Source organism: Ruegeria sp. SCP10, from assembly GCF_040329495.1.
Taxonomy (GTDB): Bacteria; Pseudomonadota; Alphaproteobacteria; order Rhodobacterales; family Rhodobacteraceae; genus Ruegeria.
On sequence record NZ_JBDZYF010000001.1, the window covers coordinates 230,388 to 245,027 of the forward strand.

Sequence of the window (14,640 nt, forward strand, 5' to 3'; positions counted from 1 at the left end):
GGGGGCCATGACCAATACCACTGATCGCCCACGTATCCGACTGAAACCGAAAGCCAATGCGCGCGGCCTGCGACATGGGTTTCCCTGGGTCTATGCCAATGACATCGTCACCGACCGCCGCACTCGCAAAATCCCGGCCGGGGCGCTGGCCGTTCTTGAGGATGAAAAGCGCGCACCTATCGCTTTGGTCGCGGTGAACCCCGACTCAAAAATCATGTGTCGCGTATTGGATCGCGATATTGATGCCGATCTGAACGCCGATTGGTTCAAAACCCGCCTGCGCCGTGCGCTTGAGATGCGCGAACGCCTGTTCGACGCGCCATACTACCGCCTGATCCACGCCGAGGCCGATGGTTTCCCCGGCGTGATCATCGACCGTTTCGGAGACGCCTGTGTCATTCAGCCCAACGCCGCTTGGGCAGAAGCGCATTTGGAAATGCTCACCGATGCGTTGGTCAAAGTCACCGGAGTTACAACTGTCTTGAAGAACGCCTCAGGCCGCACCCGCGGTTTGGAAGGGCTGGATGACGTGAACCAAACCCTACGCGGTAGAGCACCACACGCACCGCTGCCGGTGCCCATGAACGCAGCAACCTATATGGCCGACCTGACCGGAGGCCAGAAAACCGGCCTGTTCTACGACCAGCGCCCAAACCACGCTTTCGCTGCCCGTTTGGTTCATCCCGAAGCAACGGTGCTGGATGTGTTTAGCCACGTAGGCGGCTTTGGCCTTGCCATGTTGGCCGGAGGGGCCGCGCTTGCGACATGCGTCGATGGCTCAGCCGCCGCTTTGGACTTGGCAAGCAAAGGGGCCAAAGCCACAGGCTGCGCGGATCGTTTTCAGACCCGCCAGGGCGATGCGTTCGACGTTCTGACCCAACTCGGCGAAGAGGGCGCCCTATACGATGTGGTCATATGCGATCCACCTGCCTTTGCGCCCTCGAAACAAGCGCTGGATGCAGGTCTGCGCGCCTATGAACGTATCGCGCGCCTAGCCGCTCCTTTGGTCAAGCCCGGTGGCTATCTGGGCCTCTGCTCCTGCTCACACGCCGCTGATCTGGGCCGCTTCCGCGATGCGTCCTCGCGTGGGATTGGCCGCGCTGGCCGGCAGGCACAGCTGATCCACACTGGTTTCGCAGGCCCCGATCACCCGCAACTGCCTCAACTGGCAGAAAGCGGTTACCTCAAAGCCGTGTTCTACCGTCTGTGAGGGCGGTTCTCGATACCTGCGTCATCTACCCGACAGTGATGCGAGAGATGTTGCTGGGCGCTGCAAGCCTGGGCCATTTCACCCCGATCTGGTCCGCCCGTATTCTGGAAGAATGGGCCCGCGCCGCCCGCAAGCTGGGTCCCGAGGGCGAGACGCAAGCCCGCGCTGAAATTGCCCTGACGCAGACGCACTGGCCACAAGCCGAACGCGCGCCCGCACCGGGGCTCGAAAACCGCCTTTGGTTGCCTGATGCTGCAGATATCCACGTTCTGGCAACAGCCATCGACGCCTCAGCCGACATTATCGTAACTGTAAACGCGAAGGACTTCCCGAAAAATATCCTGGCAGAAGAGGGACTCGACCGTCGTGATCCCGATGGCTTGCTGCACGGTTTCTGGCTCTCGGACTCCGACGGTATGGCCACTATCGCCAACCGCGTTCTCGATGAGGCCAACCGCCTCTCTGGTGACCAATGGAACCTGCGCGCGTTGATGAAAAAGGCGCGCCTCCCACGCCTGGGCAAAGCCCTTTCCCAATAGGCGTGATCCCCCTTCATCTGGCTATAAATATCCTGGGGAGCGCGAGGGGCTGGCCCCTCGCTGCCTAAGCCTGGCCACCCGCACTCCAACGCTGCTCTAGTGCCTCCAGCGCTGCAATCCGCTCACCCGTCTTCGGATGGCTCATCAACCATGCTGGCACCATTCCAGCCCGTTGCTGGGTCAGGTCCTCCAGTTTGTGAAACAAGGATTTTTGCGGTTCGATCCCGATCCCGGCCTTGGTCAGCAAGGCGGCGGCGTATTCATCGGCCTCATATTCATCCTGGCGCGACAAGCGCGAGGCCAGCAATGAGGTCAGCGCATTGGCGATCATCGCACCGATAAAGGGAATGAACCGGTTCAGCACCATGATCAGCGCTGTCCGCATCGCGTTCTGACCGGAAAAATCGATCATTCGCCGCTTGGCATGACCCAATGCCACATGCCCCAGCTCATGCGCGATCACGCTGGCCATTTCCTCGGCTGAAACTTCTCCGTTGCGAAACTTGCGATAAAACCCGCGGGTGATGAAAATGCGCCCATCGGGCGCGGCCAACCCATTCACCGGATCGATCTCATAGATATAGACCGGAACCCGCGCGATATCCAAAGCGGCGGCCAACCGGTCGGTCATGCGTTTCAATACAGGATCGGCCAGTTCGGTTGATTTCTGATCCAGCTCACGATGGGTGCGCCAGACCGAAATCCGGTACATCACAAGGCCATAAGCAATGACCAGCAGGATTGGTGTGAAACGCAACATGGCTCTGATATGGGGGCGCCGCAGCAGCAGGGCAACATAATTCTTCAGCAGATCAATTGCCTGGGAAACAGGTACACAGGCCCATCACCCGGATCCCTCGGTCTCACTCCGCGAAGTGATCCATGTTTAGAAAGGTGAGTACATCACCCGCTCGTGGGGCACGGATATCCAGAACAAACCCCTGATCCATCACGGCCTGAAACACCTTGGCCAGTCCGGTTTGACCGTAAATTCCCGGATGAACTTCAATCACAAGGCGAGGTACAGAGCGGAGGTCACATTTCTGGAAAAGCTCCAACTCGCCGCCTTCTATGTCGCAAATGATCATCGTCGGGGCAAACTTTGCAATTAACGCGTCGAAATCCAAAATCGGTACCTCGACTTTGTCAATGTAGGCGCGTTCGTCGCCATTCAGGGACGACGCCCAGAAGTTCTTTCGGATATAGAAATCGATTGTGTCGCCAGCTGAGGATTGCCCCAGAATGCCATGAAGGCACTCGGCCTTTTGGGAAACTTCGTTCGCTTCAAACGTCGTGCGTATTACGTCAATCAATGCGGGGTTTGCTTCGACTGAAACAACTTTATCCACCTTTTCGATCTGCGCGATCTTGGTCGACAAGAAGCCAACTCCAGCCCCGATATCCAGAACACGCTCGCCTTGTCCGATGCACCGCTCGGCATGACGCAGTTCTGCTGTTTCATACCGCCCCAATCTCATGGATTTCAAAATTCGACGTGTGAACAATCCGGGCGCCTTTTGAATCCTGACCCCGCGATAAGACACCGAGCCATCGTCTTCAAAGAACTCTTCTGACATCAATAAACCTCAGATCTGGCATGGAATATCGAACGCCCAGAAACGCAGGCGCAAGTTCCACTGTTCCGGATGCACATTAGTCGGAGTGGCCGGGTTGTAAAACCTTAAAGATCAACGGCCTTTTGCGCTCGAACCATCAGCGCGATGGCCTCAAGGAGCATCTCCTACCGCGTCAACTCACGCATGCCTTGTTCCAGGCCGGACAGGGTCATCGGCACCATGCGGTCCTCGAAAATCTCGCGGATCATGCCGATGGAATGGGTATATCCCCAGTATTTCACGGGCACCGGGTTGATCCACAGGTTTGACGCCCATTGTTCGCGCGTGTTTTGCACTCCTAATAAGAGAAGGCTCCAGACGCAACAAACGTCTTTCTGTTTGTTATGAGCTGCAAGTTCCCTTTTTAGGGACGCATGAAGTGACGCGGGTTGCCTCTCGTGATTGACGCGCGATGCTGAGAATGTATGTAACTCTAAAGAGTTATTCTGCCCCATTCCATACTTCGAAAGCATCTCATGAACAAAATTCGACTGGCCGCTGTAGGTGTCGCTCTGGCCGCCGTTGTTCTGGCGGTTTCCGCGCCCTTTGGCGTTGAAGCGAAAGCCCAGAAGTGCCTCTTAAGAGGCAATTCCAACAAGGAGGTCATCGCTGGTTGCACATCGCTTCTGGCCTATGACGATCTTGCAGAACACACTCGATCGCAGGCCCTGTTTCACCGCGCGCTGCGTCTGGCTAGACAAGATCCCGGTTTGGCCGAGGCCGACTATCTTGCAGTTCTTGAAATCACGCCGGATTGGACAGCGCCTCTACACAATCTGGGTCTGATCTACTTGAACAGAGATGAGTATGATAAAGCCTTGTCGCTGTTCAACCACCTTCTGGAGGTTGACCCGGCATCGGATTTTGGCCACAGCGGTCGGGCGAATACGTACTATGAAATGAAGCGGTATTCGGAAGCTTTGGCAGATACGAGGTTTGTTCTCGCGTCCGATCCCAACGCAGTGATAGATCAACATCGCGAAGGGCGAATTCTGGATAGGCTTGAGGATTTTGATGCGGCGCTTGAGGCATACTCCCGAACCGTTTTGCTTGACACCAACTATGCTCTAGTGCGACTGGATCGCGCCTGGCTATACTACCAGCATCTTGAACTGCCGTATCACGCAGAAGTCGACCTCAATCATGTTTTGGCTCTATACCCAAATGACCACGTTGCATGGGCCGTCCTTGGTGATGTCCTGCTGCGACTTGGTCGATACGCAGAATCTGAGACGGCGATTGAACGTGCTTTGGGAATCAAACCGGAATACGACTTCGCGCTCCGTACTGCAGAGCGGTTTGTACGGGAAACTGCCGAAGCAATAGCAAGGAGCGAAAGGCTGAGTACACCCGCTGCTCGCGAGATTGCTGGGCCTTCTTTTGGTACACTGCTGGCTCGAAGCTTTGCAGATCTTGGTGAGCCAGAGCGCGCGCTTGCCGAATTCGACACGGTTCTTGCGAAGCTACCGGACAATGCCTTTGCACACGCCGGGAAAGCAGATGTCTATTATGATCTCGGCAACGACGAAGCGGCAATCAGCTCACTTAATGATTTCTTTGAAGTTGCATCGAAACGGGAAGAGGGCAATGAAATCTCGGACGAGGTGATTGATCGACAATACACGAGACTCGGCTTTTCTCACCATCGTCTTGGGGACCCGCAAGCTGCGCTTGCCGCATGGCGCCGAGGTTTGGAAAGCGCAAGTTCAGTAGACATTTCGCTCTGGCAGCTTCGCCTTCAATCCGCTGGTCACTATGCGGGCGGGCCAGATGGTGAAATCAGTGATGCGTTGCTGGATGGGCTTTCAAAATGCGCGTCAGACCCTGAGTGCCTTGGCTGAACACAAAAGACGACGGCTAAGAAATGTCGCTCTATCGCAATGCATGTCAGTGAAGGTGGCTTTAGTCTCGAAGCAAATCTTGCGGCCTACCGGGTCAACTCACGCATGCCCTGTTCCAGGCCGGACAAGGTCATCGGCACCATGCGGTCCTCGAAAATCTCGCGGATCATGCCGATGGAATGGGTGTATTCCCAGTATTTCTCGGGCACCGGGTTGATCCACAGGTTTGACGCCCATTGTTCGCGTGCGCGTTGCAGCCAGACTTGACCGGCCTCCTGGTTCCAATGCTCGTTCGCGCCACCGGGATAGGCGATCTCGTAAGGGCTCATCGAGGCGTCGCCGACGAAGATGCATTTGTAGTCGGGGCCGTAGGTGCGCAACACTTCATGTGTGGGCGTCTGCTGGTCCCAGCGGCGGTGATTGTCGCGCCACACGCCCTCATAGAGGCAATTGTGGAAGTAGTAGTATTCCAGATGCTTGAATTCGGTCCGCGCGGCGGAAAACAGTTCCTCGACCACTTTGATATGTGGGTCCATTGACCCGCCAACGTCCAGAAACAGCAGAACCTTGACCGCGTTGTGACGTTCGGGCCGGGTCTTGACGTCCAGATAGCCATGTTCCGCCGTGGCGCGGATCGTGCCGTCGAGATCAAGTTCTTCGGCAGCGCCCTCGCGCGCCCAGCGGCGCAGGCGTTTTAGGGCGACCTTGATGTTGCGCGTACCTAGTTCGACAGTGTCGTCCAAGTTCTTGAATTCGCGCTTGTCCCAGACTTTCACAGCCCGCTGATGACGGCTTTCCTTCTGGCCGATCCGCACCCCTTCGGGGTTGTAGCCATAGGCCCCGAACGGAGAGGTTCCGGCGGTGCCGATCCACTTATTGCCGCCCTGATGGCGGCCTTGTTGTTCTTTCAGACGCTGGCGCAGAGTCTCCATCAGCTTGTCGAACCCGCCAAGCGCTTCGATCTCGGCCTTTTCCTCCTCAGACAGGTGCTTTTCGGCCATTTTCTCAAGCCAGTCGGCGGGAATGTCGACCGCTTCCAGAACCTGATCAAAGCTGATCTCACCCAATCCTTCGAAACTGGCGGCAAAGGCACGGTCGAACTTGTCAATATTGCGCTCATCCTTCACCATCGACACACGGGCGAGGTAATAGAACGCCTCGACATCATAGATGGCCAGACCCTTTTTCATCCCTTCCAGAAAGGTCAGATACTCCCGCAGAGAAACGGGTATGCCAGCCTTACGGAGGTTCTCATAAAAGGGCAGGAACATCGGTCAGATCACCAGTCGGACCAGGATCAGTGACATCACAAGTCCCAGCAAGGCAAAGGCAATGCCATAAACAGCTGCATACTGAGCTATATCGGCACCGTTCCCGTTGCGTTTGCGCGCGTTCCAAGCGCCAAGTATCGCACCCAAAACAGCCATTCCCAGAACTACCAGCATGTATTTGTCATCCGTCTATATTGTTACCGGCTGATCTGGTCGCGCGGCTTTCCGCCAGGGATTTCACCACCACATCTGCGCCAAAGCCGTATCGCGCCCACCCCAGACTGTCCAGCCTGACGGCACGTGCCTGCTGAACCTGACCGGCCTGCATAAGCGCTTCGGATTTCAACAAGAGGAGCGTCGCAAGAAGCGAAGCGTTTTCAGCTCGCGTCATCACATCAATGGCCTTATCCAGATCAGGTAACACGTTGGGGCCTTGATCCTGAGCCAGCGCGAATGAGGCGGTTTGCGCCGTGACATGGGCGCGATGTACCTCGGTTCCCGGCGTAGCATTCAGGAATTGCAGGGCGATCTGATATTGCTGAAGGGCTGCTGCGGGATCGCGGAACTGGGTCATGCGCCCCATCAGATAGTGCGGATAGGCACGGCGGTGATCGGTCCAACCCTGTTGCTGGCCAATCTCTGCGGCCTTTTGCGCAAAGCGGAATTGTCGAGGTGATCCGGGGCCGGGGCCAAGCGTTTTGTTGATAGCGTCAATCCACGCGCGCGGTGTTGTTGTGAAGGGTTGAACTGGCAACCTTTCTCCACGCAGGTTCAGGCGGCTCAGCACTGCGGGAAGGGCGGCCTCAACCTGTTCGCGCGTCATGCCTGTTTTTAACTCGGGCGCATAGGCCGTCCGCAGGATCAACATGTCAAAGCCGGTCAAGACGGTATGGATGTTATCGTCGTTGAACACGGAATCGGGCAGGTGATACAGGTCGTTCAGCGGCCCTAGCGCCTGCGCCAGTTCCTCGTGCAGGCAATCGCGCATTTCCTGCGGGCTGACGTCATAAGGGATGAATATGCCCAGGCGTTCCCGCTGACGCAGTTCGGTCCAGCTGCTTTTGGCCTTGCGACGATCCCGGCGGTATTCTTCGAGGCTGGAGGAATTAGGCACAACAAAGCACGCAGCATTCGGCAGGATACGGTGGATGTCGCGCTGGCTGACGGCCTCAATGGTGATATTGGCCTGACCTTCAGAAACTTGCCGGATATCGATCCCCGCTTCGCGCCGCAGACGGGTCAGCAATCTGGCGAGATCGCTTTGCATGCTGGGGGTGGGCTTGCCCGTCAGCCGCACTGTGACAGGGGTTTCAAATCGAGTGAAAGCGGGCAGCTGCATGCCACTTTCCAGGGCAAAGTGCAGATCGAGGAAATCAGCTGCTATGTTTTTGTTGGACCTGGCCGGAGGGGTGGGCCGAGACGTCGTAAAGCTGTTGGCCGGGGGCAGGGCCTGTTCAATAGTCGTCACATTGCCCGGCAGTTCAATCCGCTCGACCGATGCGCAGGCCGAGAGCAGGCATACCGCAGCAAGGGCGCCCCATCGCATCATGAGCGGTTGTACTTGATAAAGGGCGTCAGCGTGCCGATCCGGTCATAGAGCTGGCGTGCTGTCTGGTTATGATCCTGTGTCAGCCAATAGACCGTTGGCGCACCCTGCCGGTCGGCCTCGTCATACACCGCTTGGATCAACGCGCGCCCTACACCGGTCCCGCGCGCCTCGGGGCGGGCATATAGGTCTTGCAGATAGCAGACCCGCTCCACTTTCCAGGCGTGACGGTGAAACAGATAGTGCGTTAACCCAACCAACGCGCCGTTCTGTTCGGCAATGAAGCAGGAAAAATCCTGCGGATCGTCCCCAAGCAACCGTGCAAACGTGGATTCATAAATCTCATCGGGCAGGGTGGTTTCATAGAAGGCCAGATAGGCCTGCCACATCTCGGTCCATTGATCTTTGTCCGCAGCCCGCAAGGGGCGAATTTCTGGTGCGTTGGCCAAGCGATACGTCCCTATTGATAAACTGAGCCCGGGTTGCCCGATGCTGACATCCGCCCCGCCCCAAGGCAAGCCGCGTTCACGACCTATTCAACAGCAGGCTAACGCTTGTTGCGCGCCATAAAGGCCAGCCGCTCGAACAGATGGACGTCCTGTTCGTTCTTCAGCAACGCCCCATGAAGCTTGGGCAACGCGTTTGCCCCGTCGCGCTTTAGATCCTCGGGTGTCAGGTCCTCGGCCAACAGCAATTTCAGCCAATCCAACACCTCAGAGGTAGAAGGTTTCTTTTTCAAGCCTTGAGTCTCGCGGATTTCGTAGAATTGCGTCAGGGCCGTGGTCAGCAGAGCGTCCTTAATCCCGGGATGATGTACTTCGACGATCCGGCGCATCGTCGCCTCATCCGGGAAGCGGATATAATGGAAGAAACAGCGGCGCAGGAAGGCGTCGGGCAGTTCCTTTTCGTTGTTCGAGGTGATGATGACGATCGGGCGATGCTTTGCCTGGACCGTTTCACCGGTTTCGTACACGTGGAACTCCATCTTATCGAGTTCCTGCAAAAGGTCGTTGGGGAACTCGATATCGGCCTTGTCGATCTCATCGATCAGCAGCACGACCTTTTCGTCGGCGTCAAAGGCCTGCCACAGTTTGCCCTTGCGGATATAGTTCGACACATCATGCACACGCTCATCACCCAGCTGGCTGTCGCGCAGTCGGCTGACGGCGTCATATTCGTACAGGCCCTGCTGTGCGCGGGTGGTGGATTTCACATTCCACTCGATCATCGTCAGGCCCAAAGCACCTGCCACCTGTTTGGCCAGCTCGGTCTTGCCGGTGCCGGGTTCGCCTTTGACCAGCAAGGGGCGTTCCAGCGTCACGGCCGCGTTTACGGCGATGGTCAGGTCATCAGTGGCAACATATTCGGCTGTGCCTTGGAAACGTGCAGTCATGGGCCCCTCAAGCTCTTGCGCGCGGCTGCGCGTGGTGCAATCCCGGTTACAGAGAGCCAGTGATTTTGACAACCCGGGTCGCTGCGTCGACTCAACCGCAATTTGCCGTGCAAACGCCATCGCCTAACGCGATTCGCGGCGATTTTTCTGCTCCACTGATTGTGAACTGCCACAAAATCACCCTTAGAAGTTCACCGAAAAACGCGTTTTTTCCGTTTCAAGTATCACATTTAGACCAGTCAGGCGTTGGGCGCGCCTGACCTAAGTTTGTGTAGTGACAATCCCGTGCCCGTCGGATAAACGCTGCGCAGAAGGGGGTGCCAAATGTCAGGTGATACAACCGCGACCGACGTTTCTGGCCATACCGAGGGAGCAGATATGAAGCAGGAAGTTTTTCTGCCGGATGATTACCGCCCGGCCGAAGATGAGCCTTTCATGAATGATCGTCAGCTTGAGTATTTTCGACGCAAGCTGCTGGATTGGAAGACAGAGTTACTTGCAGGCAGCCGCGACACGATCGAAGGGCTGCAGGACAATACCCGAAACATTCCCGATGTCGCTGATCGCGCAAGCGAAGAGACCGACCGCGCGCTGGAACTGCGCACGCGGGATCGCCAGCGCAAGCTGGTCGCCAAGATCGACTCGGCCCTGCGTCGCATCGACGAGGGCGAATACGGGTATTGCGAAAAGACCGGTGATCCGATCTCGTTGAAGCGTCTGGATGCGCGACCCATCGCGACCATGACACTGGAAGCGCAAGAGCGCCACGAGCGCCGCGAAAAGGTTCACCGCGACGATTGATCGCTGAAAATCGCAAAAAATCGGAACGCCGGGGCCTGTCGCCTCGGCGTTTTTGCGATAAGCCCTAGGGATGAAACTCGACGGGCTGAAATTCTGCGTTGTGGGCTGTGGCATAGGTGGTCTGGCCGCCGCGCTTGCCTTGCAGCAACGCGGGGCGCGGGTGACCGTATTCGAGCGGGCCGCCGCCTTGGCCGAGGTGGGTGCGGGTTTGCAGATCAGCCCAAACGGGATGTGTGTACTGCGCGCATTGGATGTCGTGTCCGATACACCGGCGTTGGGCCAAAGGTCCTATGGAACCGTGCTGCGTGACTATCGCAACGGTCGAGTGATCAGCCGTCTGCCGGGTCCGAAGGCTGGGCCGACATATTACTATCATCGTGCTGATCTTTTGGACTTGTTGCACAAGGCGGCGCAAACCGCCGGGGTCGATATCCGTTTGGGCGCATGTGTCGCTGAGTTGCGCAAACACCCGACCGAGGTCGAACTTGTATTTGAAAGCGGCGAGCCTCTGCGCGCCGATTGCGTCATCGCTGCCGATGGCGGGCGCAGTACCCTCCGGTCCAGCTTGAACGGGTCTGAGACACCCGTATTCACTCATCAGATCGCTTGGCGCGCGACGATTCCATGGCAGGAGGCTGAGGCCGAACCGCGCGCCGCACTCACCATGGGTCCATGCCGCCATGTGGTGACCTATCCGCTACGTGACCAGAGTCTGATGAATATTGTTGCCATCGAAGAACGGTCGGATTGGCAGGAGGAAGGCTGGCGTAAACAGGGCGATCCGGATGATCTGCGCGCCCGCTTTGCGGATTTCGGAGGCGAAGTGCGCGACATATTGGCCGACGTGGAAGAAGCACATCTTTGGGCGCTTTTCCTGCGGCCTGTTGCGCGAACATGGCAGGATGGCCGCATGGCTTTGTTGGGCGATGCCGCGCATCCAACACTACCCTTCATGGCGCAAGGGGCATGCCTGGCGCTGGAAGACGCCTGGGTTTTGGCCCGGTGCTTTGACGACCACTCAGAGATGAGCAGCGCTCTGGCAGCTTATGAGGCGGCGCGTCTGCCGCGCGCAGAGCGCATTGTTGCAGCCGCTGCCGCAAATGCCCGCAACTTTCACCTTCAAGGCCCCAAAAGGATCGCGGCGCAGCTTGCGCTCTCAGTGATCGGCCCACATCTGTCGCGCCGCTATGAGTGGATCTACGGCCACGATGTGACGGCCTGACCAGTCAGATATCCAGATCCACCCAGACCGGCACATGATCTGATGGCTTCTCGTGCCCGCGAACTTCGGCATCGATCCGGCAATCCCGCATCAGATCAGCGGCTTGCGGCGTCAGCAGGAAATGATCGATCCGGATGCCGTCGTTTCGGTTCCAAGCACCGGCTTGATAGTCCCAAAATGAATAATGTCCGGGACCTTGCGTGCGGGCGCGAAAAGCTTCGGTAAATCCAAGATTCAGGATTTTGCGAAACGCCGCGCGGCTTTCGGGGCGAAACAGCGCATCCTCGCGCCAAGCGTCGGGGCGTTTGGCGTCCTCGTCCTGCGGGATGATATTGTAATCGCCGGCCATCAATGCGGGCTCCTCGCTTGCAATAAGGTCTTTGGCGCGCGCATAGAGACGCTCCATCCAGGCCAGCTTATAGTCGTATTTCGGCCCGGGCGCCGGATTGCCATTCGGCAGGTACAGCCCACAAATCCGGATCGCCTGCTTGCCGACAACGGTGGCCTCGATCCAGCGCGCCTGTTCGTCCTCGTCATCGCCGGGCAAGCCGCGCGAGACGTCCTCGAGCGGTAGCTTGGACAGAATGGCAACGCCATTAAAGCTTTTTTGGCCATGGGTTTCGACGTTGTACCCTCGGTCTTCAAACATCTCGCGCGGGAAGTTTTCGTCGACGGATTTGATTTCCTGCAACAGAACCACATCGGGCTGCGCGTCATCCAGCCAGCGGGGCAGCGCCTCGGCCCGCGCTTTGATGCCGTTGATGTTGAACGTGGCGATTTTCATACGCGGTCCTCCGATGCCTTAGGGCAACCTATCGCGCAGAACCGGCCCAACGGCAAGATGGAGGGTAGGGTTGCGAGGCTCTGCCTCGCGCTCCGAGGTATTTGGGAACAGAAGAAGGTGGGCGGTTTCTCATGCTTCTTCTGTTTGAAAATACCTCGGGGGAGGCGCGGCTTGCCGCGGCGGGGGGCAGAGCCCCCAGGTGTTACGTTACATCGAAAACGAAGTGCCACAGCCACAGGAAGACGTGGCGTTTGGGTTTTCGATCACAAACCGCGCACCAATCAGTTCCTGGGTGAAATCGATGACAGCATTTTCCAAAAACGGCAGAGAGATCGAATCTACGATGACTTTTTGCCCTTTGCCTTCCAGCACCAGATCGTCCTCTTTTGGCTGGTCCAGTGCAATTTCGTATTGAAAACCGGAACATCCGCCGCCTTCCACTGCGACGCGCAAAGCTTGCCCCTGATCCGCCGCACCGATTTCGGCGAGGCGCTCAAAGGCGCGTTCAGTCACTGTGGGGGGCAGATTCATGCCAGACTCCAAAGGTTTATTTCCTTCTCGCGCTGCAATATATGCAACCAAAGGACGGGCGACAAGGACAAGACCTTTGGACAGAGCGGGTTTTGCCTCGGATCCAGGCCGTGCCAGGGGGCGGCTGGTGCCAGAGGAAGAAAGCAGTTTCCGATCATGCTTTCAGCGGGATCGGGACAGGATCATTCATGCCAGCGCCTTTCGGCGGCTGAAACACAAGACGCAGGTCTTTGTCGAACATGAAGGTGACAGCTATCGCACCCGGCTGACGCATTCCATCGAGGTCGCTCAGGTGGCGCGTACGATTGCCGGCGCGCTTGACCTCAACCCGGAACTGACCGAGGCGGTGGCGCTGGCGCATGATCTGGGCCACACACCGTTTGGGCATACCGGTGAAGACGCCCTACACGCATTGATGCAGCCCTATGGCGGTTTTGACCATAACGCACAGGCCATTCGGATCGTGACCCGGCTGGAGCGACACTATGCTGAATTTGATGGCTGCAATCTGACCTGGGAATGTCTGGAAGGCATTGCGAAACACAACGGGCCGGTTGTCGGAGAGCTTCCGTGGGCCTTGGCAGAGTGCAATGCCGGTTTCGATCTGGAACTGTACACTCATGCGAGTGCCGAGGCGCAGGTTGCAGCGCTGTCAGACGACATTGCCTATAACAATCATGATCTTCTGGATGGCTTGCGTGCTGATCTGTTCACGGATGAGGACATTCAACAATTGCCGATCGTCGGCGATTGCTATGCTGAGGTGGATCGCAAATATCCGGGTCTGGATCCATATCGCCGCAGGCACGAGGCGCTGCGACGGGTGTTTGGCGTTATGGTTTCGGACGTGATCGACACCTCGCGGGACCTGATTGTCCAGTCCGGGGCGCAAACCGTCGAAGATATCCGCCATTTGGGCCATCCGGTGGTCCAGTTTTCAGCTGCGCTTTGGACACAACTGAAAGAGATCCGCGCCTTCCTGTTTGCGCGCATGTATCGCGCGCCCAGCGTGATGCAGGTTCGGGCCGAGGTCAGCGCGGTTGTTGAGGAACTGTTTCCGATTTACCTCAATGACCCCAAACAGATGCCTGTGCGCTGGCATGGGGATATCGAGGCTGCGCAGGATGAAACTGCACTGGCCCGGATCGTTTCAGACTATATCGCCGGGATGACGGATCGGTTCGCGCTGCAGGATCACGCCCGGCTGACCGGGCGTTGATTATTCAACCTCGATGTAAGCCAGCGCCCAGACCTGCTGCCCGGCTTGCTCTTGCGCCAGTTCTTCATCATCTGTCGGACGGAACACGATCATCGTTGGGCCGTAGCCGCCGATCCCCATCGGGAACCCATCGGCATGCGTGGCCAAGATGGGTTGATGTGACGTGATGCTGTCCCACGAAATCTCCGACTGATAGCCGTCCATGGCCATGGGTTTTGCGGTTTTGCCGACAGCGCCCGCCAAAGTCATAACATCTGCCAAAAGAGGCCCAGAAAAAGCGATCTGTCGCTGGTTGCCTTCGGGGCCGTAAGCGATAGTGATCTCGACCTGCTTCATGCTGTCCAGTGTCACCGCGTCGAACCCGGCGGCGCCCTCGTGCTGAACATCTAGAAAGCCCAGTAGACCGCCGTCATTCTCGCCACGGGGTGGCAGATTGGTTTCGGTCACCGCACCACCAAGCGTCAGCAGGACGTGACCGGTGGGGGCGGGCATCTCAGCCACCGCAGGCAGTGAGGTTGTCAGCAGCAGGGCAAGGGGCAACGCAAGGCGCATAAGGTAGTCTCCGATTGGTCAGGCCCTATCGAGATTAGCGGGCTCTGGTTTGAAGCCAAGCGCAAACTTGCGCGATCCATTGACCTTGACGCTTTGCGTGGTAAACCGCCGGGCA

16 protein-coding genes and 1 pseudogene are annotated in these 14,640 nt (G+C 57.6%); 6 read left to right on the top strand and 11 right to left on the bottom strand.

Annotated features, from left to right (window positions below):
* Positions 1-7: 7 nt before the first annotated feature.
* Both ABLN87_RS01210 and ABLN87_RS01215 read left to right on the top strand, forming a co-directional pair.
* On the top strand, positions 8-1,210 hold the full coding sequence (locus tag ABLN87_RS01210) for an RSP_2647 family RNA methyltransferase (protein WP_353006675.1): 1,203 nt from the start codon (positions 8-10) through the stop codon (positions 1,208-1,210).
* Positions 1,207-1,749 carry an RSP_2648 family PIN domain-containing protein gene (locus ABLN87_RS01215; RefSeq protein ID WP_353006678.1) on the top strand — a complete coding sequence of 181 codons (543 nt, stop codon included), beginning with the start codon at positions 1,207-1,209 and terminating at the stop codon, positions 1,747-1,749. Before ABLN87_RS01210 ends, ABLN87_RS01215 begins: the two co-directional genes overlap by 4 nt.
* Before the next feature lie 64 nt (positions 1,750-1,813).
* Here the strand turns inward: ABLN87_RS01215 and ABLN87_RS01220 are convergent, their stop codons facing one another.
* The 3 genes and pseudogenes from ABLN87_RS01220 to ABLN87_RS01230 all read right to left on the bottom strand — a co-directional run.
* A complete protein-coding gene (locus ABLN87_RS01220; RefSeq protein ID WP_353006680.1) occupies positions 1,814-2,509 on the bottom strand; it encodes a M48 family metallopeptidase in 696 nt (231 codons plus the stop codon).
* 103 nt (positions 2,510-2,612) lie between these two features.
* Complete coding sequence (locus ABLN87_RS01225) at positions 2,613-3,326, bottom strand: FkbM family methyltransferase (RefSeq protein WP_353006683.1); 714 nt, start codon at positions 3,324-3,326, stop codon at positions 2,613-2,615.
* Between the two features lie 164 nt (positions 3,327-3,490).
* A pseudogene (locus ABLN87_RS01230) lies at positions 3,491-3,649 on the bottom strand (VWA domain-containing protein); the annotation flags it as partial.
* Between the two features lie 426 nt (positions 3,650-4,075).
* Here ABLN87_RS01230 and ABLN87_RS01235 point away from each other — a divergent pair.
* Positions 4,076-5,206 carry a tetratricopeptide repeat protein gene (locus ABLN87_RS01235; RefSeq protein ID WP_353006686.1) on the top strand — a complete coding sequence of 377 codons (1,131 nt, stop codon included), beginning with the start codon at positions 4,076-4,078 and terminating at the stop codon, positions 5,204-5,206.
* 86 nt (positions 5,207-5,292) lie between these two features.
* Here the strand turns inward: ABLN87_RS01235 and ABLN87_RS01240 are convergent, their stop codons facing one another.
* From ABLN87_RS01240 to ABLN87_RS01260, 5 genes are all read right to left on the bottom strand, one after another.
* Positions 5,293-6,477 (bottom strand): vWA domain-containing protein, encoded by a 1,185-nt coding sequence (locus ABLN87_RS01240; RefSeq protein WP_353006689.1) that lies wholly within the window; start codon positions 6,475-6,477, stop codon positions 5,293-5,295.
* 3 nt (positions 6,478-6,480) lie between these two features.
* On the bottom strand, positions 6,481-6,651 hold the full coding sequence (locus ABLN87_RS01245) for a hypothetical protein (protein ID WP_353006691.1): 171 nt from the start codon (positions 6,649-6,651) through the stop codon (positions 6,481-6,483).
* A 7-nt stretch (positions 6,652-6,658) separates the two neighbouring features.
* Positions 6,659-8,023, bottom strand: a complete 1,365-nt coding sequence (locus ABLN87_RS01250) for a DUF2927 domain-containing protein (protein WP_417750378.1) — start codon at positions 8,021-8,023, stop codon at positions 6,659-6,661.
* The gene (locus tag ABLN87_RS01255) at positions 8,023-8,412 is read right to left on the bottom strand and encodes a GNAT family N-acetyltransferase (protein WP_417750379.1); all 390 of its coding nucleotides are present in this window, start codon (positions 8,410-8,412) and stop codon (positions 8,023-8,025) included. The genes ABLN87_RS01250 and ABLN87_RS01255 overlap by 1 nt, the downstream gene beginning before the upstream one ends.
* Before the next feature lie 158 nt (positions 8,413-8,570).
* A complete protein-coding gene (locus tag ABLN87_RS01260; RefSeq protein WP_353006697.1) occupies positions 8,571-9,416 on the bottom strand; it encodes an AAA family ATPase in 846 nt (281 codons plus the stop codon).
* Positions 9,417-9,794: 378 nt separating this feature from the next.
* Here ABLN87_RS01260 and dksA point away from each other — a divergent pair, with 378 nt between their 5' ends.
* Both dksA and ABLN87_RS01270 read left to right on the top strand, forming a co-directional pair.
* Positions 9,795-10,217 carry an RNA polymerase-binding protein DksA gene (gene dksA / locus ABLN87_RS01265; RefSeq protein ID WP_170450050.1) on the top strand — a complete coding sequence of 141 codons (423 nt, stop codon included), beginning with the start codon at positions 9,795-9,797 and terminating at the stop codon, positions 10,215-10,217.
* Between the two features lie 70 nt (positions 10,218-10,287).
* Positions 10,288-11,439, top strand: coding sequence for an FAD-dependent monooxygenase (locus ABLN87_RS01270; protein WP_353006699.1), 1,152 nt, complete (start codon positions 10,288-10,290; stop codon positions 11,437-11,439).
* Positions 11,440-11,443: 4 nt separating this feature from the next.
* Here the strand turns inward: ABLN87_RS01270 and xth are convergent, their stop codons facing one another.
* On the bottom strand, positions 11,444-12,223 hold the full coding sequence (gene xth / locus ABLN87_RS01275) for an exodeoxyribonuclease III (protein WP_353006701.1): 780 nt from the start codon (positions 12,221-12,223) through the stop codon (positions 11,444-11,446).
* Positions 12,224-12,430: 207 nt separating this feature from the next.
* A complete protein-coding gene (locus ABLN87_RS01280) occupies positions 12,431-12,754 on the bottom strand; it encodes a HesB/IscA family protein (RefSeq protein ID WP_170530516.1) in 324 nt (107 codons plus the stop codon).
* Between the two features lie 76 nt (positions 12,755-12,830).
* Here ABLN87_RS01280 and ABLN87_RS01285 point away from each other — a divergent pair, with 76 nt between their 5' ends.
* Positions 12,831-13,973: a deoxyguanosinetriphosphate triphosphohydrolase gene (locus tag ABLN87_RS01285; protein WP_353006703.1), complete on the top strand. Its 1,143-nt coding sequence runs from the start codon at positions 12,831-12,833 to the stop codon at positions 13,971-13,973.
* Here ABLN87_RS01285 and ABLN87_RS01290 read toward each other — a convergent pair whose 3' ends face one another.
* Positions 13,974-14,525: a hypothetical protein gene (locus tag ABLN87_RS01290; RefSeq protein WP_353006705.1), complete on the bottom strand. Its 552-nt coding sequence runs from the start codon at positions 14,523-14,525 to the stop codon at positions 13,974-13,976.
* Between the last annotated feature and the right edge of the window lie 115 nt (positions 14,526-14,640).

What these genes read in the sequence shown, in the direction of transcription:
- ABLN87_RS01220 (WP_353006680.1), bottom strand. Translation starts at nt 2,509, where the DNA reads ATGTTGCGTTTCACACCAATCCTGCTGGTCATTGCTTATGGCCTTGTG.
- ABLN87_RS01250 (WP_417750378.1), bottom strand. Translation starts at nt 8,023, where the DNA reads ATGCGATGGGGCGCCCTTGCTGCGGTATGCCTGCTCTCGGCCTGCGCA.
- ABLN87_RS01255 (WP_417750379.1), bottom strand. Translation starts at nt 8,412, where the DNA reads ATGTGGCAGGCCTATCTGGCCTTCTATGAAACCACCCTGCCCGATGAG.
- ABLN87_RS01290 (WP_353006705.1), bottom strand. Translation starts at nt 14,525, where the DNA reads ATGCGCCTTGCGTTGCCCCTTGCCCTGCTGCTGACAACCTCACTGCCT.
- ABLN87_RS01245 (WP_353006691.1), bottom strand. Translation starts at nt 6,651, where the DNA reads ATGCTGGTAGTTCTGGGAATGGCTGTTTTGGGTGCGATACTTGGCGCT.
- ABLN87_RS01260 (WP_353006697.1), bottom strand. Translation starts at nt 9,416, where the DNA reads ATGACTGCACGTTTCCAAGGCACAGCCGAATATGTTGCCACTGATGAC.
- xth (WP_353006701.1), bottom strand. Translation starts at nt 12,223, where the DNA reads ATGAAAATCGCCACGTTCAACATCAACGGCATCAAAGCGCGGGCCGAG.
- ABLN87_RS01225 (WP_353006683.1), bottom strand. Translation starts at nt 3,326, where the DNA reads ATGTCAGAAGAGTTCTTTGAAGACGATGGCTCGGTGTCTTATCGCGGG.
- ABLN87_RS01210 (WP_353006675.1), top strand. Translation starts at nt 8, where the DNA reads ATGACCAATACCACTGATCGCCCACGTATCCGACTGAAACCGAAAGCC.
- dksA (WP_170450050.1), top strand. Translation starts at nt 9,795, where the DNA reads ATGAAGCAGGAAGTTTTTCTGCCGGATGATTACCGCCCGGCCGAAGAT.
- ABLN87_RS01280 (WP_170530516.1), bottom strand. Translation starts at nt 12,754, where the DNA reads ATGAATCTGCCCCCCACAGTGACTGAACGCGCCTTTGAGCGCCTCGCC.
- ABLN87_RS01240 (WP_353006689.1), bottom strand. Translation starts at nt 6,477, where the DNA reads ATGTTCCTGCCCTTTTATGAGAACCTCCGTAAGGCTGGCATACCCGTT.
- ABLN87_RS01270 (WP_353006699.1), top strand. Translation starts at nt 10,288, where the DNA reads ATGAAACTCGACGGGCTGAAATTCTGCGTTGTGGGCTGTGGCATAGGT.